This is a genomic window from Cryobacterium sp. TMB3-10 (genome assembly GCF_004402305.1).
Lineage (GTDB): Bacteria > Actinomycetota > Actinomycetes > Actinomycetales > Microbacteriaceae > Cryobacterium > Cryobacterium zongtaii.
Genome location: NZ_SOGH01000007.1, coordinates 250032 through 269359, shown reverse-complemented (window position 1 = coordinate 269359; position 19328 = coordinate 250032). Strand labels below are relative to the sequence as shown.

The following is a 19328-nucleotide window of genomic DNA, read 5'->3' as shown; positions in this document are numbered from 1 at the left end:
AGCGCGTGGTTAGGCTTGACATATGGATACACGAACACTGGGCAGAACCGGCCGTACCGTCTCCGTCATCGGACTGGGCACCTGGCAGCTGGGTGCCGACTGGGGCGACGTCACCGAGGCCGACGCCACCGCCGTGCTCGCCGCCTCCGTTGAGGCCGGCGTCACCTTCTTCGACACCGCGGACGTCTATGGCGACGGGCGGAGCGAGCAGATCATCGGGCACTTCCTCGAGCACGGCGCCCCCGGCGTTGACATCACCGTGGCCACCAAGATGGGCCGTCGGGCCGAGCAGCTGCCGGAGAACTACGTGCTCGCGAACTTCCGCGAGTGGACCGAGCGGTCCCGCCGAAACCTCGGCACCGAGACCCTCGACCTGGTGCAGCTGCACTGCCCGCCGAGCGCGGTCGTCGAATCCGGCGAGGTATACGACGCACTGGACACCCTCGTCGACGAGGGCGTGATCGCCAACTACGGCGTGAGCGTGGAAACCTGCGAGCAGGCGCTCGCAGCTATCGCCCGGCCCGGCATCGCCACCGTGCAGATCATCCTCAACGCGTTCAGGCTCAAGCCTCTCGACGAGGTTGTGCCGGCCGCCCGCGCCGCCGGGGTGGGCATCATCGCCCGGGTGCCGCTGGCCAGCGGGCTGCTCACCGGCAAGTACACCCGGGAGACCACCTTCGCCGAGAACGACCACCGCAATTACAACCGCGACGGCAGCGCCTTCGACGTGGGCGAGACCTTCTCCGGCGTCGACTACGAGACCGGCCTGATCGCCGCGACCGAGTTCGCCGCGCTGGTGCCGGAAGGCCTCACGCCCGCTCAGGCCGCGCTGGCCTGGGTGGCGCAGATCGACGGGGTGTCCTCGGTGATCCCCGGTGCCCGGTCGGTGTCGCAGGCGCAGGGCAACGCGGCCGCCGGCGCGGTGCCGCAGCTGCCCGACGAGTTCATGGTCGGCGTGCAGTCGATCTACGACCGCCTCCTGCGCGAGTCCATCCACGAGCGCTGGTAGGTCCCGTCCGCGAACTATGAGCTAAGCACCTTCCCACGCGCTGGGAGGGTGCTTTTCTCACAGTTCGCGGGCTTAGCCGAGGTCGTCGGGGTCTTTCCCGGTGCGTTCGCCCGCGTCCAGGGCCGCGATGGCGGCGTGGTCGGCGGCATCCAGGGTGAAATCGAAGACGTCGAGGTTCTCGCGGATGCGCGACGGGGTCACCGATTTGGGGATCACCACGTCGCCGAGGTCGAGGTGCCAGCGCAGCACCACCTGCGCGGCGGACTTGCCGTGCCGGGCGCCGATGGCGTCGAGGGTGTTGTTGCCGATCGCGCGACCGCGGGCCAACGGCGACCAGTCCTCGGTGAGGATGCCGTGCGCGGCGTTGTACGCGCGTACCTCGGTCTGCTGCAGCCACGGATGCAGCTCCACCTGATTGACGGCCGGCACGATGTCGGTCTCGGCCAACAACCGGTCCAGGTGGTGGGTGTGGAAGTTCGACACCCCGATCGAGCGGGCGCGACCGTCGGCGTTGATCGTCTCCAGGGCGCGGTAGGCGTCGACGTAGCGGTCCTGCCGTGGCGCCGGCCAGTGGATCAGGTACAGGTCGACGTAGTCCAGGCCGAGCTTGGCCAGGCTCTCATCGAACGCGCGCAGCGTCTCGTCGTAGCCGTGCCGGTCGTTCCAGACCTTGGTGGTGACGAAGACCTCGGCGCGGGGGAGGGCGGCGCGGGCCAGTCCCTCGCCGACGCCGCGTTCGTTCTCGTACAACGCCGCGGTGTCGACGTGCCGGTATCCCGCTTCCAATGCGATCTGCACGGTGCCCGCCGCCAGGGCATCCGGGATCTTGTAGACCCCGAGCCCGAGTTGGGGGATGGTGTGGCCGTCGTTCATCAGAAGCGTGTGGTCCATGCCTTTCATTAAACCCCGTGGCCCGCCCGGCCCGCCCCTCGCGAATTGTGAGCCGAGCCTCGAAAGTCTCGGAAACGTGGTGCTGACTCACGGCTCGCGGGCTGGCGGGGCCTAGTCTCGGGGGATGGAACCCGCGCTGCACGGTAGGACGGCGCTCGTGACCGGGGTGTCGCGGCGCAAGGGCATCGGCTACGCGGTGGCGGTGCGGCTGGCCGAGCTGGGCGCCAGCGTCTTCGTGCAACACTTCGCTCCGCACGACGACGCGCAGCCCTGGGGCGGTGACGACCTCGACGCGGTGCGGGCCGGTATCCGTTCGGCGCTGACCGAGGGCGCCGTGTTCGGTGACGTGAGCGCCGACCTGGCCGAGTCGGATGCCGCGACGCTGGTCATGCGCGCGGCCGTCGGCCTCACCGGGCGGGTCGACATCCTCGTGGCCAACCACGCCCGCAGCGGCGGCGACGGCTCCATCTTCGATATGACCGCCACGATGCTCGATGGGCACTGGCAGGTCAACGCTCGCTCCACGTTGCTGCTCACCCGTGCCTTCGCCGAGCAGTTCGGCCTCACGGCCCGCCCGGATGCTGCCGGGTCGGATGCGGCCGGCCCGGTCGGTGCGGCGCAGACGCCGCGGCGTCCCGGCGAACGCGGCGATCCGGCCGCCGCCGCCATCGACGAGTTCGCCACGGGGCGGGTGATCTGGCTGACCTCCGGTCAGATCCACGGGCCGATGCCGGGCGAGGTCGCGTACGCGGCCAGCAAGGCGGTTCTGGCCGGGCTCACTCCCACCGTGGCCAGCGAGCTGCTGGTCCGCGGCATCCTGCTCAACACCGTCAATCCCGGTCCGGTGAACACCGGCTATCTCGATCCGGAGACCACCGACCGGCCGCTGGACGGCATGCTCGAGTACCTGCGCACCCTCCCGTTCGGCCGTTTCGGCGAGCCCACCGATCCCGCCCGCCTGATCGCGTGGTTGTGCACCACGGAGGCCCGCTGGCTGGTCGGCCAGGTTCTCACCAGCGACGGCGGTTTCAGCCTCGCGAACTGAGAGAAAAGCCCCAGGAACTTGAGTCTTTAGGGGCTCAAATCACAGTTCGCGAGGGAGGGAGAGGGAGGTCAGGAGACCTGGATGCTGATCGGCTCGGTGTCGGGGATCGGGCTCGCGTCGCGTCCGCGCAGGTCGGGGTGCCAGCGGCGGCCGAGCGCGGGGATGATCGTACCCAGCGCCGCGAACCCGGCGGCCACGTAGATGGCCGCAGCCGCCCCGGAGTGGTCGATCGCGAACCCGGCCAGGGCCGAGCCGAGTGCCGCGCCGATGAGCTGGCCGGTGCCGATCCAGCCGTACGCCTCGGCGGTGTCGCTGAACTTCACGCTCGCCGAGACGATGCCGAACAGCACCGCGAACGCGGGCGCGATGCCGATGCCGGCCAGGACGAGGGCCCCGGAGAGCCACCAGAAGTTCATCCACAGGCTGGCCAGGGCCAGGCCGCAGGTGACGATGAGCATCCGCGATGCCAGCGCCCACGGCCCGATCGGCAGGTGGCCCAGGGCGAGACCGCCGATGAGCGACCCGATGGCGAAGATGCCGAGCACCCAGCCGGCGTTGGCGCTGCCGTGGCCGAAGACGGCCACCACCCCCGCCTCCAGGGCGGAGCAGGCCGCGAGGAGCATGAAGCCGACGATGGTGCTCAGCAGCACCGCCGGCTTCTTCAGCACAACGCCGAGCTTGCGCCGGCTGCGGGGGATGCGCACCCGTCCGACCTCGGGCAGGACCACGAACCAGATGCCCCCGGCCACGAGGAAGAACGCGGCCAGCAGGATGCCCGCTGTGCTGCTGACCTGGATGGACACGAAGGTGGCGATGACGGGGCCGAGCACCCAGATGATCTCCTGCGCGGAAGCATCCAGGGAGAACAGCGGCGTGAGCTGGCGGGAGTTGACCACCTTGGGGTAAATGGTGCGCACGGCGGGCTGGATGGGTGGCATCGACAGCCCGGCGATGAAGCCGACGATCATCAGCCCCACCACGGGCAGTGGCACCAGGGCCATCGTGACGATCGCGGCGGTGCAGATCATCATGGTGGTGATCAGGACCGGGCGCATGCCCAGGCGGCCCATCAGCCGGGACGTGAGCGGGCCGGCGATGCCCTGGCCGATGCTCATGGCGGCCAGAACCAGGCCGGCGGCGGCGTAGGAGTCGAAGAGTTTTTCGATGTGGATGAGGAACGCCAGCGAGAGCATCCCGAACGGGAATCGGGCGGTGAGCTGGGCTGCGATGAGTCGGGCCACGCCGGGGGTTTTCAGAAGGGTCCAGTAGCTGCTCACAACCGTCTAGTCTATGGCCGAGGCGAGCTTCCCAGCGCAGCGGGGGTTATCCGCCCGGCTAACGTGAACGGGTGCACACATTGATTTCGGCGGCCGATCTGGCCGCGTTCCTCGTCGTCGGCCCGGCTCCACGTATCCTCGACGTGCGGTGGAAGCTCGGCGGCCCTCCAGGCCGTGCCGAGTTCCGCCGTGGGCACCTGCCCGGCGCCGTGTATGTGGACCTGGACTCCGAATTGGCGGGACACGGCGAGCCGGCCGACGGCCGGCATCCGCTGCCCGCACCGGCCGACCTGCAGGCCGCCGCGCGCGGCTGGGGTCTGAATGACGGCGACACCGTCGTGGTGTACGACGACCTGGGCAACATGTCGGCCGCCCGCGCCTGGTGGCTGCTGCGCCACGCCGGGGTGCGTGACGTGCGTCTGCTCGACGGCGGCCTGGCCGCCTGGCGCGCCGCCGGGCTACCGGTGGTGGCGGGGGAGGAGCCGGTGCCGGCCGGTTCGGTGACACTGACCCTCGGCGCCCTGCCTGTGCTCGACGCCGATGCCGCGGCCGCGCTCGCGCAGGACGGCGTGCTGCTGGACGCACGGGCCGCCGAACGCTACCGGGGCGACATCGAACCGATCGACCCGCGCGCCGGCCACATCCCGGGCGCGGTGAGCGCTCCGACGGGCGGCAACCTGGATGCTGAGGGGCGGTTCCTGCCGGCGGCGGAGCTGCGGGCCCGGTTCGAGGCGCTCGGGGTGCCCGGCCGGGAGGCTGGCGGTGGACCGGAGACGCCCGGCTACGACGTGGGCGTGTACTGCGGCTCCGGCGTGACGGCCGCGCACCAGGCGGTGGCGCTCACCCTCGCCGGATTCACTCCGGCGCTCTACCCCGGCTCCTGGTCGCAGTGGTCGAACCTGCCCGGCCGGCCGGTTGCGACCGGGGACGCGCCCGGCGGGACATCCGCCCGTGGGTAGATCCCTCTCGCCGGTTCGGCAGCGTCGCGGCCCGGTTTGGTCCTGGCGGCCCGCAGTACCTCCGGCGGCACGTGTTACACCGCGTGCCGCCGGGGCTGGCGCGTGGCGCCGGGGCTGGCGCGTGCCGCGAGGGCTGGCGCGTGCCGCGAGGGCTGGCGCGTGCTGCGAGGGCTGGCGCGTGCCGGGGCTGTCCCGCCGCGCGGCTAGGCGATCCGGGTCGCGGTACCGCTCACCACGATGCCGCCGGCGACGGGCACGTCCACGAGCAGCAGGCTCGGCCGGTTCACGTGCCGGCCCTGGTGGATGACCACCCGCGCCGGCGGCATCACCAGCCCGAGCTCGCGCAGGTAGCCGCCCACCGCGGCGGCGGCCGAGCCGGTGGCCGGGTCTTCGCTGAGAGTGCCGACCGGGAACAGGTTGCGTGCCTCGAACTCGCCGACGCCCAGAACCGACAGGGTGGTGACGGTGCCCGCCCAGCCCTGGGCATCCATCAGACGGCGCATGGCCGCCGGGTCGAAGGTGAAGGCGTCGAACCCGGCCTGATCGGCGAAGGCCAGCACCGGATGCCAGTTGCCCGCGAAGGCCTGCAACGGCGGGTACTCCGGATGCAGCGCCGCAACCGAGACGCCGAGCAGCCCGAGCAGTTCGGTCAGCACCTCGGGCGCGATGGCCCGCACCTCGGGCTCAACGCTGGTGAAGGATGCGGCCAGGCCGGCATCCGTGGTGCGGGTCTCGATGATGATGGTGCCGACGCTGGTGTCGAACGTGAACGGGCCTACACCGTCCCGGCCGGCCAGCGCCACGGCCGTGGCGATGGTCGCGTGCCCGCAGAACGGCACCTCGGCGACGGGGGAGAAGTAGCGCAGCCGGCTTCTGCGCGGATCGCCGTCCACCCCCGGCACCGTGATGAACGCGGTTTCGGCGTAGCCGACCTCGGCGGCGGCGGCCTGCATCGCCGCGTCGTCGAGGCCGCTCGCGTCGAGCACGATGCCGGCCGGATTTCCCCCGACCGCCGCATGGGTGAGGGTCGGATCGGTGAAGGCGGCGAAACGCAGCACGGGCACGGTCATGGGTTCATACTGCCAGCGTCGGTGACTGCTCAGGTCGAGGCTGTCATACTTAGGTAATGCTTACCTCAGCGGCTCCGGGGGCGGGTGCGCCTGCCCGCGGCTCTGTCGTGCCCGCGGCCGGGAACGAGCTGCGGGTACCGCGCCGCCGTCAGCTCGTCGGACTGGGCATTGCCGTGCTCCTGTTGGCACTCGCCGTGGCCGCCTCCCTCGTGGTGGGCAGCCGGTCGATCCCGCTGGGCACCGTGCTCGAGGCGCTGCTGCGCCCCGACCTCGGCATCACCGACCACACCGTGGTGCTCGACCTGCGGGTGCCACGCACCGCCATCGGCCTACTCGCCGGCCTCGCACTGGGCCTGGCCGGCGCCCTCATGCAGGGCATCACCCGCAACCCGCTCGCCGACCCCGGCCTTCTCGGCGTCAACGCCGGCGCCTCGCTCTTCGTCGTCGCCGGAATCGCCTGGTTCGGCGTCACCTCGGCGCTCGGCTACGTCTGGTTCGCCTTCGCCGGCGCGTTCGTGGCTGCCGTGATCGTCTACGTGGTCGGCTCGCTCGGCCGCGAGGGCGCCACCCCGGTCAAACTGGCGCTGGCCGGCACCGCGCTCACAGCCTCACTCACCTCGCTGATCACCATCGTGCTGCTCAGCGACCCGGCCGCCTTCGACAAGTACCGGTTCTGGTCGGCCGGCTCCCTCGTGGCCCGCGACCTCGGCTCCACCCTGCAGCTGGCCCCGTTCATCGGCCTCGGGGTGCTGCTCTGCCTGCTGGCCGGGCGGATGCTCAACGCGCTCGCCCTGGGCGACGACCTGGCCCGCGGGCTCGGCCAGAACCTCGTAGCGGCCCGCATCGTCTGCGCCGTCGCCGTGGTGCTGCTTTGCGGCTCCGCCACCGCCATGGCCGGACCGATCGTGTTCGTGGGCCTGGCCGTGCCGCACATCGCCCGCCGTTTCACCGGCCCGGACTACCGCTGGATCCTGCTCTACTCCGCGGTGCTCGGCCCGGTGCTGTTGCTGGCCGCCGATGTGCTCGGCCGGGTCATCGCCCGGCCCGGCGAGATCGAGGCCGGCCTGGTCGTCGCGTTCCTCGGCGCCCCGATGCTCATCGCCCTGGTGCGCCGCGTGAAGCTGGCCGGCCTGTGAGCGCCACCGTGACGACATCCACCCGGGCCGTAGCGGATGCCGCCCCGCTCGCGCTGGCCCGCACCCTGCGGCACCGCCGGGAACGCCGCATCGTGCTGGTCCTGGCCGTGCTGGTACTGCTGGTCGCCGCGATGAGCCTGATGGTGGGCGCATACAACCTCAGCGTGCCCGACCTGCTGCGCACCTTGGTGGGCCGGGGGTCCAGCAGCGAGAACTTCATAGTGTTCAAGCTGCGGCTGCCTCGGCTGACCCTGGCGGTCCTCGTCGGCGTGGCCTTCGCGATCTCCGGCGGGCTGTTCCAGACGGTGCTGCGCAACCCCCTGGCCAGCCCCGACATCATCGGCGTCACCGGTGGTGCCAGCGCCGCGGCCGTGTTCGGCATGCTCGTGCTGGGCCTGGGCAGTGTCGCCACCTCGTTCATGGCGTTCGCCGGCGCCATGGTCGTGGCCGCCGCCATCTACCTGCTCGCCTGGCGCGGCGGCGTCGTCGGCTACAGGTTCGTGCTCATCGGTGTGGGCGTCGCGTTCATGGTGCAGGGCCTGCTCGGCTACCTGCTCTCCCGAGCCGACCTCCGCAACGCGCAGGACGCCCTCACCTGGCTGGTCGGCAGCGTCAGCGGCGCCCGCTGGTCCGAGATCGCGGTCCTCGCCGGGTTCCTGGCGGTGCTGCTGCCGGCCATCGGGCTGCTCGCCGGGCGGATGCGGATGCTGCAGCTGGGCGACGACACCGCCAGCAGCCTCGGCGTGCGCGCCGAACGCTCCCGGCTGGCCCTGCTCGTAACGGCCGTGGCCCTCGCGGCCCTCGCCACCGCGTTCGTGGGTCCGCTCGCGTTCATCGCCTTCGTCTCTGCACCCATCGCCCGACGCCTCGTCGGCACCGGCAGTCTGGCCCTGCTACCGGCGGCCCTGATCGGCGTGCTGATCACCACCGTCGCGGACTTCACCGCCCAGCACCTGCTGCCGGGCTCACTCGAACTGCCGGCCGGCATCATCACCGGCGCGATCGGCGCCCCCTACCTGCTCTGGCTGCTTGCCACCCAGAACCGAATCGGAAAGGGCGCCTGATGCCCCAGCCCACCGGCCAGCCCATCGCTCAGCCCGCCGCCCCGCACGCCGCCGAGTCGGCCGCATCCGCTCGCCACGCCCTCACCGCCACCGGCCTCAGCCTCGGCTACGACGGCACCCGCATCGTCGACAACCTCGACCTCGCCATCGAACCCGGCGCGATCACCGTGATCGTCGGCGCCAACGCGTCCGGCAAGTCCACGCTGCTGCGCGGCCTCGCCCGGCTGCTGCCGCCGCAGGCCGGCACCGTCACCCTCGACGGCCGGAACATCGCCGGCCTGCCCAGCCGTCAGGTCGCCACCGTCGTGGGCCTGCTGCCCCAGCAGCCCATCGCCCCGGAGGGCATCGGCGTGGCCGACCTCGTCGGCCGCGGCCGGTACCCGCACCAGGGCTGGTTCCGGCACTGGTCGAGCACCGACGACGCCATCGTCGCCCAGGCCATGGCCGCCACCCAGACCCTCGAGCTGGCCTCCCGGCGCATGGAGGAACTCTCCGGCGGGCAGCGTCAACGCGTCTGGATCGCCATGGCGCTCGCGCAGAAACCCGACATCTTGCTGCTGGACGAACCCACCACCTTCCTCGACGTCACTCACCAGGTGGAGGTGCTCGACCTGCTGCACGAGCTCAACCACGAGCAGGGCACCACGGTGGTGATGGTGCTGCACGATCTGAACCTGGCCGCCCGATACGCCGACAGGCTTGTCGTCATGCGGCACGGGCGCATCATCGCCGAGGGCCCCCCGGCCGAAGTGCTCACCGAGGCGGTCGTGCTCGAGGCCTTCGGGCTCACCGCCCACGTCATCGCCGACCCGGTCTGCGGCTCACCCCTGGTTGTGCCCATCGGACGGTTCCACGGAAGCGTCTGACCCGCTATATTAGGTGAGGCTACCCTAAACATCGGCGGTCATTTCCGCCCCTCAGAACCGGAGTTACCTGTGCCCAGACGTCTGACCACCGTGCTCGCCGCCACCGCGGCCATCGCCGCCCTCACGCTCAGCGGATGCTCCGCCTCCGACTCCGACGGCGACGCCGGTTCGGATGCCGCGGCCGGCGGCGCGTTCCCCGTCACCATCGAGCACGCCTTCGGTGAGACCACCATCGACGCCGAGCCCACCCGCGTGGTCACCTGGGGCTGGGGTAGCGCCGACGACGCCATCGCCCTGGGCGTCGTGCCCGTCGCCATCCCCTTCCAGGCCTACGGCGGCGACGAGAACGGTGTGCTGCCGTGGATCGCCGACGCCCTGGACGAGCAGGGCGCAGACGTTCCCACCGTGCTCTCCGACTCCACCGAACCCCCCTTCGAGGAGATCGCGGCCGCCGCGCCCGACGTGATCCTCGCCGCGTACTCCGGCATCACCGAGGAACAGTACGAACTGCTCAGCGACATCGCCCCGGTCGTGGCCTACCCCGACGAGCCCTGGTCCACCGACTGGCGCGAGCTGATCGAGATCACCGGCACGGCCCTGGGCAAGTCCGACGAGGCCACCACCCTGCTCGCCGACATCGACGACACGATCGCCGAGAAGGCCGCGGCGCATCCGGAGTTCGACGGCAAGACCGTCGCCCTGACCTCCGACACGGCCGGCGTGTTCTACGTCTACACGGATGCTGACCCGCGCGTGACCTTCGCCACCGAGCTCGGCTTTGAGAGCGCCCCCAGCGTCGCCGAACTCGCCAACGGCGAGTCCGACTTCTTCTACACGATCAGCTACGAGCAGCTCGACAAGCTCACCAGCGACGTGATCGTCCACTTCGCCGCCACCCAGGAGGAATCCGACGCGTTCCTGAACGCCGGCTACGCGCAGGTCATGCCGCAGGTGCAGAACAAGGCAGTGGCGTCGCCGGTCGGCGCGGCCTTCGTCGCCTCGGTCTCCCCGCCCACCGGTCTCTCGCTCACCTGGGGCATCGACGACTACGTCGCCCAGCTCTCGGTGGCCGCGTTGGCCGCCGACGCCGCGAAGTAATCGCGGACGGTAGCGAGGGCGACCGGGAGCGAGGGCAGCCTGGAGCACGGGCTGTCCGGAGCACGGTAACCTTGACCTGCCTCCGTTTCGACTGATTTCGAAGCCGAGATCGTACGAGCCGTACCCCAGCGCAGGGGTGTTTCAGGTTCACCCCAGTCGTACAATCCACGGAGCGCTCAGTCGACTCGATCCTGTGAAGCGTCGAGACCCAGGAAAAGGTTGTGCCATGCGCGCTAGATACGTATTCCCCGCCCTCGCTGCCGTGGCGGCACTGATGCTCACCGGATGCGTCGACAATTCGACTCCGGCGGAGTCCGGGTCACCCGAGGGCAGTGCCGCTGCGATCACGAAAGACGACGCGGCAGCGGCACTGGTCCCGGCCGCGGTGGCTGATCGTGGCACCCTGCTCATCGGAACCGAACCGACCTACGCGCCGAACGAGTTCAAGAACGAGGCCGGCGACCCGATCGGCTGGGACATCGAGCTCGCCGCCGGTATCGCCGCCAAGCTCGGCCTGACGCCGACGTTCCAGGTCGCGAAGTTCGACAACATCATCCCGAGCGTGGCCGGCGCCAAGGCCGACATCGGAGCATCCTCGTTCACCTACACCCCGGAGCGCGCGGAGCAGGTCGACTTCGTCAACTACTACAACGCCGGCATCCAGTGGGCGTCGGTGACGGGCACTGACGTCGACCCTGACAACGCCTGCGGCCTGAAGGTGGCCGTGCAGACCGCCACCTTCGAGGACACCGATGAGGTGCCCGCCAAGAGCGAGGCCTGCGTTGCCGCCGGCAAGCCGCCGATCGACAAGCTGAAGTTCGACACCCAGGCCGACGTCGCCAACGCTGTCGTGCTCGGCCAGGCCGACGCACTCAGCGCCGACTCCCCGGTCTCGCTGTACGCGATCGCCCAGACCGGCGACAAGTTGCAGCCGGCCGGCGACACCTTCGATGAGGCCCCGTACGGCATGGTCGTCGCCAAGGGTTCCGAACTCACCGCCGCCGTGCAGTCCGCCCTGCAGTCGATGGTGGATGACGGCAGCTACACGGCCATCCTCGATGCCTGGGGTGTCACGGACGGTGGCGTGGACGAGATCACGATCAACGCAGCCGCGAACGGCTGATCCCCTAAGTTTTCGCTGACCTGGGGCATCGACGACTCCGCCGGAGTGCCACTGCGCAGGACCCACTAGCCTTGACAGGCGTCGTTTGGGCTGTTCCCGAACCGATATCGCCAGGCCGTTCCCCCAGCGCAGGGGTGTATTAGGCTCACAGCAGTCGTACCGTCCACTGCCATTCAGTCGATCCGACACCTCGACGCCCCAATGAAGAAGGTCGTGCCATGCGCGCTAGATACGTACTTCCCGCCCTCGCCGCCGCCGCCGCGCTGATGCTGACCGGCTGCGTTGACAACTCGACGCCCGCGACCAGCGGCTCCGACGCCAGCAGCGCTCCCACGCTCGAGGTCGACGACGCGGCCGCAGCCCTGGTGCCCGCCGAGGTCGCCGACACCGGCACCCTCGTCATCGGCACCGACCCGACCTACGCGCCGAACGAGTTCAAGAACGAGGCCGGCGAGCCGATCGGCTGGGGTGTGGAAATCGCCAGTGGCATCGCCGCCAAGCTCGGCCTCGAGCCGGAGTTCCAGGTCGCCAAGTTCGACAACATCATCCCGAGCGTCACCGGCGGCAAGGCCGACATCGGTTCGTCCTCGTTCACCGACACCGTCGAGCGGCAGCAGCAGGTCGACTTCGTCAACTACTACACCGCGGGCATCCAGTGGGCCTCTGCGGCGGGTAAGGATGTCGACCCCAACAACGCCTGCGGCCTGAAGGTCGCCGTGCAGGCCACCACCTTCGAGGACACCGACGAGGTGCCCGCCAAGAGCGACGCCTGCGTGGCCGCCGGCAAGCCCCCGATCGACAAGCTCAAGTTCGACACCCAGGATGCCGCGACCAACGCGGTCGTGCTCGGCCAGGCCGACGCGCTCAGTGCCGACTCCCCGGTCACCCTGTACGCGATCTCCCAGACCGACGGCAAGCTGCAGCTGGCCGGCGAGACCTTCGATGTGGCCCCGTACGGCATGGTCGTGGCCAAGGGCTCCGAGCTCACCGTGGCCGTGCAGGCCGCGCTGCAGTCCATGGTCGACGACGGCAGCTATCAGGCGATCCTCGACGAGTGGGGCGTTGCCGACGGCGGCATCGATGAAATCACAATCAACGCAGGCGCGAACGGATAACCCATGAGTACCACGCACCCGTCCGGCCCGGCGGCGGGCTCGAGCCCGCCGCCGCGAGACGCCGTATCCACCTCGGAGCCGATCAAGGCCATCCGGCTGCGACACCCGTGGCGTGTGGTGTTCGCCGTGTTGCTTATGGCGATCTTCGCTCTTTTCGTCATCGACGCGGCGTTCCGCCCGGCGTACGACTGGCCGGCGGTGGGCAAGTACCTCTTCGACCGGCGCATCTCGATGGCCGCCCTGGTGACGATCCAGCTGACGGTGTTCTCGATGGTGATCGCGATCATCCTCGGCGTGATCCTGGCCGTGATGCGGCTCTCACCCAACCCGGTGGTCAAGAGCGTGGCCTGGTTCTACCTGTGGATCTTCCGCGGCACCCCGGTTTACGTGCAGCTGACCATCTGGGGCCTGATCTCGCTGATCTACACGAGCATCGATATCGGCATTCCCTTCATGGACCCCTGGGTCTCGTTCAGCACCAACGCAGCACTGAACACCTTCACCCTGGCCATCATCGGGCTGGCGTTGAACGAAGCCGCGTACATGGCCGAGATCGTGCGCGCCGGCCTGCTCTCGGTCGACAAGGGCCAGGAAGAGGCCTCGATCGCTCTCGGTATGAGCTGGTCGCAGACGATGACCAGGGTCATCCTGCCGCAGTCGATGCGGGTGATCATCCCGCCGACCGGCAACGAGGTCATCTCGATGCTGAAGACCACCTCCCTGGTCACGGCGGTGCCGTTCAGCCTGGAACTGTTCACGAGGTCGCGAGACATCTCGGCGGAGACCTTCAACCCGATCCCACTGCTGATCGTCGCGTCGATCTGGTATCTGTTCTTCACCTCGATCCTGATGGTCGGCCAGTACTTCCTCGAGAAGCGCTTCTCCCGCGGAGTGGGCGACCGGCAGACCGACAAGAGCGACCCGGCGCCCAGCACGGGCGCGATCACCGGTGTGGTACCCGTGATCGGGTCGGGCCAGCCCACCGTGGTGCTGCCGCCGAAGACGGATGCGCCGGGCACGACCGGCGACGGAGGAGCACGATGAGCGCGACGACAGTGGGGCCCGCGACAACCGTTGACGTGCCGATGGTGCTGGCCGAGCAGGTCACCAAGAGCTTCGGCTCGAATGAGGTGCTCAAGGGCATCACCCTCGAGGTCAAGCGCGGCGAGGTGATGTGCCTGGTCGGGCCGAGTGGTTCGGGCAAGTCCACGTTCCTGCGCTGCATCAACCACCTCGAGGTGCTTTCGGCCGGTCGGCTGAGCGTGGACGGTGAGCTGATCGGCTACCGCGAGTCCAACGGCAAGCTTTACGAGATGGCGCCCAAGGAAGCATCGAAGCAGCGCCGGGACATCGGCATGGTGTTCCAGCGGTTCAACCTGTTCCCGCACATGACTGCGCTGCAGAACGTGATGGAAGCGCCGCTGCGGGTCAAGGGACTGCCCAAGGCGAAGGTGGAGTCGACCGCGCGCGACCTGCTGGCCCGGGTGGGCCTGGCCGACCGCGCCGACTACTACCCCGCGCACCTCTCCGGTGGCCAGCAGCAGCGGGTGGCGATCGCCAGGGCGCTGGCGATGGAGCCCAAGCTGATGCTCTTCGACGAGCCCACCAGCGCGCTGGACCCGGAGCTCGTCGGCGAGGTGCTCGACGTGATGAAGGGCCTGGCCAAGGAGGGCATGACCATGATCGTGGTGACCCACGAGATGGGCTTTGCCCGCGAGGTCGCCGACTCCCTGGTCTTCATGGACGCCGGTGTCGTGGTCGAGTCCGGTCTCCCGTCGGAGGTCCTGGCCAACCCGCGGCACGCCCGCACCCAGGCGTTCCTCTCCAAGGTGCTCTAGCCTCCCCGAACCGTGAGAAAGGCCCCAGAATCTCGACGATTCTGGGGCCTTTCTCACAGGTCGCGAGCTAAAAAGCGTAGGGGCCGAAGCGGGTGATGGCCACGACGAGAGCGAGGATACCGAGGATCACGCTGGGCATGGTCTCCTTGGCGCCGTCGCCGGCACGCACATGCCAAACCACGGCACCGATCATGATCACGGTCAGGCCGGCCGCGGCGATCGGCACCAGGATCGGGGCGATGCCGGTGACCGCGGGCAGGATCAGGCCGAGGCCGCCGAGCAGCTCGGCGAGACCGACGAGCTTGACGCCGGCATCCGAGTAGTCGTTGGTCCACGCCATGCCGTTGGCGGCCAGCTTGGCGCGCGGTTGTGCGACCTTCATGAGGCCGGCACCGATGAAGGCGACGGCGATGAGGACGGTGATGATCCAGATGGCGATATTCATGGGAATTCCAGGGTTGGCGTCGGGCCGTAAGCGCCGAACGACGGTTGTTGCGGGGGAAGTAGTTGCTGTGTCAAATAGACTAGCCTTTCGCTCACCGACATCGCCCGGGCCCTCGCCCACCCCGACGACCACGCGGCTTGCGACGGCCCGCCTCGGTGAACGAGCTTGTCTGTGGAACGCCCCGCCTCGCTGATCGAGCTTGTCGAGGTCCCGTGAGCTGGAGTCTGAACGCAGGTATTGTCACCAGGTCTCGACAAGCTCGACCGGTGGATGGCGCGGGACGCGTGGGCGTCGCGGGGTCTCGACAAGCTCGATCGACGGTGGGGTGCGACTGCGAGACGGCGTTAGGAGGCGAGGACCTTCTGGATGCGCTGGAGGGAGACCGACTCCGCCGCGCGCAGCTCCTGGGCGAAGAGACTGATGCGCAACTCCTCGATCATCCATCTCGCCCGAACCAGGTTGGCTGCTGAGTCGGCGGGCAACGGGATGCGTCCGCCTGCGTCCGCGAAGCGGGCCGTGGCGGACTGCACCTCGTTCATCCAGACCCTGTCGCGGTTGGGGTTGTCCAGCAGCTTGTCGATGCGCGCGCTGATGCCGCCGAGGTAGCGCGGCAGATGCCGCAGCTGGGCCAGGCCGGTTGCGCTGACAAAACCGGGGTAGACCAGCCCGTTCAGCTGCTCGCGGGCATCCGTGAGCGCGGCAAGCAGGGCCATGCTGGTGGAGGCCTTGAGCGCTTTGTCCGCGGCGCGGGACGCCGTGAGGATGCGGGCGACGAGCCCGACGGTCTCGAACATCGAGTCCATCACCACGCCGGAGACCCTGTCGCGGATGGTGTCGAACTCGGCCTTCATGAAGACCTGGCCGTCGGGCCGCACCCTGTAGAGCACGTCGTCGACGGCGGCCGCGAGGCAGTCGTCGAACAGGGCCTGGGTGGAGCGGTAGGGGCTGGTGGCCAGCGAGAGCTTCTCGCCGCCCTTGAGGTGCTGCTGCACGTACGCCACCGGCGACGCGGTCGCCAACAGCAGCAGCCGGCGCACCCCGCCGGGCAGGGTGCGGGCCTGCTCCTCGGCGGTGCTCATCATGCGGATGCTCACTGACGTGCCGTCGTCGATCAGGGTGGGGTAGCCGCGAATGGTGTTGTCACCCTGCTTGGTGTCGATGAACCGGGGCAGTTCGATGAAGTCCCAGGTGGTGAGGCCGCTGCGTTCGATGGCGTTCTTGGGTGTGGCGGCCGAGGCCTTGGCCACGGACTCGCGCACCTTGTTGCCCAGGCGCCGCTGGAGCTCGGTGAGGTCCTTGCCGGAGGCGACGGAGCGGCCGCGCTCGTCGACGACCCTGAAGGTCATCCGCAGGTGCGCGGGCACCCTGGAGAGGTCGAAGTCGCGCACGGTGACGGGCACGTAGGTGAGGCGCTGGATGAGGGCGGCGAGGGTTTCGGCGAAGGAGGGGTCGGCGTCCTGGTCGCGATTCGAGGCATGTCCCGGGGTCTCGACAAGCTCGACCGAGGATCGAACCACGCCGGGGGCGGGGGGCAGCTCGGCGAGGAGGCGCACGGCCCAGTCGGCGGCGGGCACCACATTGCGGCGGATGGCCTTGGGCAGCGACTTGATCAGCGAGGTGACCAGGTCGGCGCGGAGGCCCGGCACCTGCCAGTCGAAGCCGGTGGGGGAGACCCGGGCGAGGAGCGCGAGGGGTACCTGCACGGTCACGCCGTCGTCCTCCTCGCCGGGCTCGAACCGGTAACTCAGTGCAAAACGCTGGTCCCGCTGCTGCCAGGCCGGCGGGAAGAGCGATTCGTCGATCTCCGGCGCATCCTCGGGTACGAGCGCCTCGGCGGTCATGGTGAGCAGGTCCGGCGTCTCGGCGCGGGCGACGCGCCACCAGGTTTCGAAGGTGCGGGTGCTGTGCACGTCGGCGGGGATGCGGCGGTGGTAGAACTCGAAGACGGCCTCGTCGTCGAAGAGGATGTCGCGGCGCCGGGTGCGCTCCTCGAGCTCGGCGAGCTCCTTGCGGAGCGCGGTGTTGGCGCGGTCGAACGCGGTGACCCGCTGGTCGACCCGGTCCAGGTCCCACTCGCCGTCGACGAGGGCGTGCCGGATGAACAGCTCGCGGGCGTAGGCCGGGTCCACGCGGGAGAACTGCACGCGGCGGCGCGGCACAATCGGCACCCCGTACAGGGTGACCCGCTCGTAGGCGACCACGGCGCCCTGCTTCTTCTCCCAGTGCGGCTCGGAGTAGCTGCGCTTGCAGAGGTCGCCGGCGAGCTGTTCCGCCCAGGCCGGGTCGACGACGGCGTTCATCCGGGCGAATAGCCGGCTGGTCTCCACCAGCTCGGCGCTCATCACGGCGTTGGGCTGCTTCTTGGCCAGCGCAGAGCCGGGGAACAGCACGAAGCGCTGCTGCCGGGCGCCGATGTAGTCCTTCTTCGCCACGTCCTTCAGGCCGATGTGCGAGAGCAGGCCGGAGAGCATCGACCGGTGGATACCGTCGGGGTTCACACTGGGGTCGCCGATGTGCAGGCCGAGCGGCTTGGCCAGCTGGCGGAGCTGCTTGTAGACGTCCTGCCACTCGCGCACCCGAAGGTAGTTGAGGTACTCGTTCTTGCACAAACGCCGAAAAGCGCTCGAGCCGAGCTCCTTCTGCTGGTTCTCCAGGTAGTTCCAGAGGTTCAGCAGCGACAGGAAATCGCTGGTGGGGTCCGCGAACCGGGCGTGCTTCTCGTCGGCGGACCCGCGGCGCTCCAGCGGTCGCTCGCGCACGTCCTGGATGGTGAGGCCGGCGACGATGGCCATCACCTCGCGGCTGGTGCCCTGCACCTTGGACTCGATCACCATGCGGCCGAACCGGGGATCGATGGGCAACTGGGCGAGCTGCTGGCCCACCCTGGTGAGGGTGTGCGTTCCGGCCGTGACGGCCATCCGCCCGCCCTGCGGCCCACGACCGCCGCGCCCGCGGCCACCATCGCGGCGACTGGAGCGGCCGCCGGCCTGGCTCGGGTCTTCGGTGGGGGTGCCCGTGGGCGCCACGGTGGCCTTGACCGCGCCGAGCTCGGTGAGCAGGTCGAGGCCGTCCTTGATGTTGCGGGAGTCCGGCGGGGTGAGGAACGGGAACTGCGCGATGTCGCCCAGGCCCAGCGAGATCATCTGCAGGATCACCGCGGCGAGGTTGGTGCGCAGGATCTCCGGCTCGGTGTACTCCGGGCGCCGGGTGAAGTCCTCTTCGCTGTACAGCCGGATGGCGATGCCGTCGCTGGTGCGGCCGCTGCGGCCGGAGCGCTGGTTGGCGGAGGCCTGCGCGATGGCCTCGATCGGCAGCCGCTGCACCTTCGAGCGCACGCTGTACCGGCTGATCCGGGCGGTGCCGGCGTCGATGACGTAGCGGATGCCCGGCACGGTGAGGCTGGTCTCGGCCACGTTGGTGGCCAGCACGATGCGGCGCCGCACGCCGGCCACTGTGGAGGGCTGGAACACCCTGTGCTGGTCGGCGGACGAGAGCCGGCCGTACAGCGGCAGCACCTCGGTGGGGCTGGTGCGGTCGCGGGAAGCGAACTTGCCCTGCAGGGCATCGGCCGCGTCGCGGATCTCGGTCTCGCCGGAGAGGAACACCAGCACGTCGCCGTTGGACTCCTGCTCGAGCTCGTCGAGCGCGGCGGAGATGCCCTCGATGTAGTCGCGGTCCACGCTGGGCGCTGCATCCGTGATCTCGTCGTCGTCGTCGATCGCGGCCTCGGCCACCAGCGGGCGATAGCGGATCTCGACAGGGTAGGTGCGGCCGGATACCTCGATGATGGGCGCCGGGGTGCCGTCGGCGGCCGCGAAATGCTTGGCGAAGCTGGCCGGGTCGATGGTGGCGCTGGTGATGATCAGCTTGAGCTCGGGGCGCTGGGGGAGCAGCTGCTGCAGATAGCCGAGCAGGAAGTCGATGTTGAGGCTGCGCTCGTGCGCCTCGTCGATGATGATGGTGTCGTACTTGCGCAGCATCCGGTCGCGGTGGATCTCGTTGAGCAGGATGCCGTCGGTCATCAGCTTGATGCGGGTGTCCGCGCCGACCCGGTCGGTGAACCGCACCTGGTAGCCGACGAGCTCGCCGACCTCCTGGCCGAGCTCCTCGGCGATTCGCTCGGCGATGGTGCGCGCGGCGAGCCGGCGCGGCTGGGTGTGGCCGATCGACTCCCGGCCCAGCTCCAAGCAGATCTTGGGCAGCTGGGTGGTCTTCCCCGATCCGGTCGACCCCGCCACGATCACGACCTGGTTGTCGCGGATGGCGCGCGCGATGTCGTCGCGGCGCTGGCTGATCGGCAACTCGGGCGGGAAGGTGATTTTCACGGGAATCATTAGCCCTCCATAGTATTGCGTCGCGCGGGTACCCCACTTCGGGTCGAACCGTTGTGGA

At 69.6% G+C, this 19328-nt stretch carries 16 protein-coding genes; 11 read left to right on the top strand and 5 right to left on the bottom strand.

Annotated elements, in window-relative coordinates; translation table 11 throughout:
• The first annotated feature begins 22 nt into the window (after positions 1-22).
• A complete protein-coding gene (locus tag E3T22_RS03885) occupies positions 23-1009 on the top strand; it encodes an aldo/keto reductase (protein ID WP_088456985.1) in 987 nt (328 codons plus the stop codon).
• A 72-nt stretch (positions 1010-1081) separates the two neighbouring features.
• Here E3T22_RS03885 and E3T22_RS03880 read toward each other — a convergent pair whose 3' ends face one another.
• Positions 1082-1900: an aldo/keto reductase gene (locus E3T22_RS03880; RefSeq protein ID WP_174776289.1), complete on the bottom strand. Its 819-nt coding sequence runs from the start codon at positions 1898-1900 to the stop codon at positions 1082-1084.
• Between the two features lie 124 nt (positions 1901-2024).
• On the opposite strand from E3T22_RS03880, the gene E3T22_RS03875 reads away from it, so the two are divergent.
• Positions 2025-2945, top strand: coding sequence for an SDR family oxidoreductase (locus E3T22_RS03875; protein ID WP_134481310.1), 921 nt, complete (start codon positions 2025-2027; stop codon positions 2943-2945).
• A 68-nt stretch (positions 2946-3013) separates the two neighbouring features.
• On the opposite strand, the gene E3T22_RS03870 is transcribed toward E3T22_RS03875, so the two are convergent.
• Entirely contained in the window at positions 3014-4222 is a 1209-nt protein-coding gene (locus E3T22_RS03870) for an MFS transporter (RefSeq protein ID WP_134481311.1), read from the bottom strand.
• A 71-nt stretch (positions 4223-4293) separates the two neighbouring features.
• On the opposite strand from E3T22_RS03870, the gene E3T22_RS03865 reads away from it, so the two are divergent.
• Positions 4294-5181, top strand: a complete 888-nt coding sequence (locus E3T22_RS03865; protein ID WP_088456981.1) for a sulfurtransferase — start codon at positions 4294-4296, stop codon at positions 5179-5181.
• A gap of 203 nt (positions 5182-5384) precedes the next feature.
• On the opposite strand, the gene E3T22_RS03860 is transcribed toward E3T22_RS03865, so the two are convergent.
• On the bottom strand, positions 5385-6251 hold the full coding sequence (locus tag E3T22_RS03860) for a PhzF family phenazine biosynthesis protein (protein WP_134480379.1): 867 nt from the start codon (positions 6249-6251) through the stop codon (positions 5385-5387).
• A 56-nt stretch (positions 6252-6307) separates the two neighbouring features.
• Between E3T22_RS03860 and E3T22_RS03855 the strand changes: the two genes are divergently transcribed.
• The 8 genes from E3T22_RS03855 (at position 6308) to E3T22_RS03820 (ending at position 14491) form a co-directional block, all read left to right on the top strand.
• Positions 6308-7387, top strand: coding sequence for an iron ABC transporter permease (locus E3T22_RS03855; protein WP_088456979.1), 1080 nt, complete (start codon positions 6308-6310; stop codon positions 7385-7387).
• Positions 7384-8451 carry an iron chelate uptake ABC transporter family permease subunit gene (locus tag E3T22_RS03850; protein WP_241983585.1) on the top strand — a complete coding sequence of 356 codons (1068 nt, stop codon included), beginning with the start codon at positions 7384-7386 and terminating at the stop codon, positions 8449-8451. Before E3T22_RS03855 ends, E3T22_RS03850 begins: the two co-directional genes overlap by 4 nt.
• Positions 8451-9317, top strand: a complete 867-nt coding sequence (locus E3T22_RS03845; protein ID WP_088456978.1) for an ABC transporter ATP-binding protein — start codon at positions 8451-8453, stop codon at positions 9315-9317. Before E3T22_RS03850 ends, E3T22_RS03845 begins: the two co-directional genes overlap by 1 nt.
• Positions 9318-9386: 69 nt before the next feature.
• Positions 9387-10415 carry an iron-siderophore ABC transporter substrate-binding protein gene (locus tag E3T22_RS03840; RefSeq protein ID WP_134480378.1) on the top strand — a complete coding sequence of 343 codons (1029 nt, stop codon included), beginning with the start codon at positions 9387-9389 and terminating at the stop codon, positions 10413-10415.
• 226 nt (positions 10416-10641) lie between these two features.
• A complete protein-coding gene (locus E3T22_RS03835) occupies positions 10642-11538 on the top strand; it encodes an ABC transporter substrate-binding protein (protein WP_134480377.1) in 897 nt (298 codons plus the stop codon).
• Positions 11539-11756: 218 nt separating this feature from the next.
• Positions 11757-12653, top strand: a complete 897-nt coding sequence (locus E3T22_RS03830; RefSeq protein ID WP_088456975.1) for an ABC transporter substrate-binding protein — start codon at positions 11757-11759, stop codon at positions 12651-12653.
• 3 nt (positions 12654-12656) lie between these two features.
• Complete coding sequence (locus E3T22_RS03825; protein WP_134480376.1) at positions 12657-13697, top strand: amino acid ABC transporter permease; 1041 nt, start codon at positions 12657-12659, stop codon at positions 13695-13697.
• A gap of 41 nt (positions 13698-13738) precedes the next feature.
• Entirely contained in the window at positions 13739-14491 is a 753-nt protein-coding gene (locus E3T22_RS03820) for an amino acid ABC transporter ATP-binding protein (protein WP_133159708.1), read from the top strand.
• A gap of 67 nt (positions 14492-14558) precedes the next feature.
• On the opposite strand, the gene E3T22_RS03815 is transcribed toward E3T22_RS03820, so the two are convergent.
• Both E3T22_RS03815 and hrpA read right to left on the bottom strand, forming a co-directional pair.
• Positions 14559-14936: a DoxX family protein gene (locus tag E3T22_RS03815; protein ID WP_103461817.1), complete on the bottom strand. Its 378-nt coding sequence runs from the start codon at positions 14934-14936 to the stop codon at positions 14559-14561.
• Positions 14937-15280: 344 nt separating this feature from the next.
• Entirely contained in the window at positions 15281-19270 is a 3990-nt protein-coding gene (gene hrpA, locus E3T22_RS03810) for an ATP-dependent RNA helicase HrpA (RefSeq protein ID WP_134480375.1), read from the bottom strand.
• Positions 19271-19328 lie beyond the last annotated feature (58 nt).

What these genes read in the sequence shown, in the direction of transcription:
- E3T22_RS03885 (WP_088456985.1), top strand. Translation starts at nt 23, where the DNA reads ATGGATACACGAACACTGGGCAGAACCGGCCGTACCGTCTCCGTCATC.
- E3T22_RS03880 (WP_174776289.1), bottom strand. Translation starts at nt 1,900, where the DNA reads ATGGACCACACGCTTCTGATGAACGACGGCCACACCATCCCCCAACTC.
- E3T22_RS03875 (WP_134481310.1), top strand. Translation starts at nt 2,025, where the DNA reads ATGGAACCCGCGCTGCACGGTAGGACGGCGCTCGTGACCGGGGTGTCG.
- E3T22_RS03860 (WP_134480379.1), bottom strand. Translation starts at nt 6,251, where the DNA reads ATGACCGTGCCCGTGCTGCGTTTCGCCGCCTTCACCGATCCGACCCTC.
- E3T22_RS03855 (WP_088456979.1), top strand. Translation starts at nt 6,308, where the DNA reads ATGCTTACCTCAGCGGCTCCGGGGGCGGGTGCGCCTGCCCGCGGCTCT.
- E3T22_RS03845 (WP_088456978.1), top strand. Translation starts at nt 8,451, where the DNA reads ATGCCCCAGCCCACCGGCCAGCCCATCGCTCAGCCCGCCGCCCCGCAC.
- E3T22_RS03835 (WP_134480377.1), top strand. Translation starts at nt 10,642, where the DNA reads ATGCGCGCTAGATACGTATTCCCCGCCCTCGCTGCCGTGGCGGCACTG.
- E3T22_RS03830 (WP_088456975.1), top strand. Translation starts at nt 11,757, where the DNA reads ATGCGCGCTAGATACGTACTTCCCGCCCTCGCCGCCGCCGCCGCGCTG.
- E3T22_RS03825 (WP_134480376.1), top strand. Translation starts at nt 12,657, where the DNA reads ATGAGTACCACGCACCCGTCCGGCCCGGCGGCGGGCTCGAGCCCGCCG.
- E3T22_RS03820 (WP_133159708.1), top strand. Translation starts at nt 13,739, where the DNA reads ATGGTGCTGGCCGAGCAGGTCACCAAGAGCTTCGGCTCGAATGAGGTG.
- E3T22_RS03815 (WP_103461817.1), bottom strand. Translation starts at nt 14,936, where the DNA reads ATGAATATCGCCATCTGGATCATCACCGTCCTCATCGCCGTCGCCTTC.
- hrpA (WP_134480375.1), bottom strand. Translation starts at nt 19,270, where the DNA reads ATGATTCCCGTGAAAATCACCTTCCCGCCCGAGTTGCCGATCAGCCAG.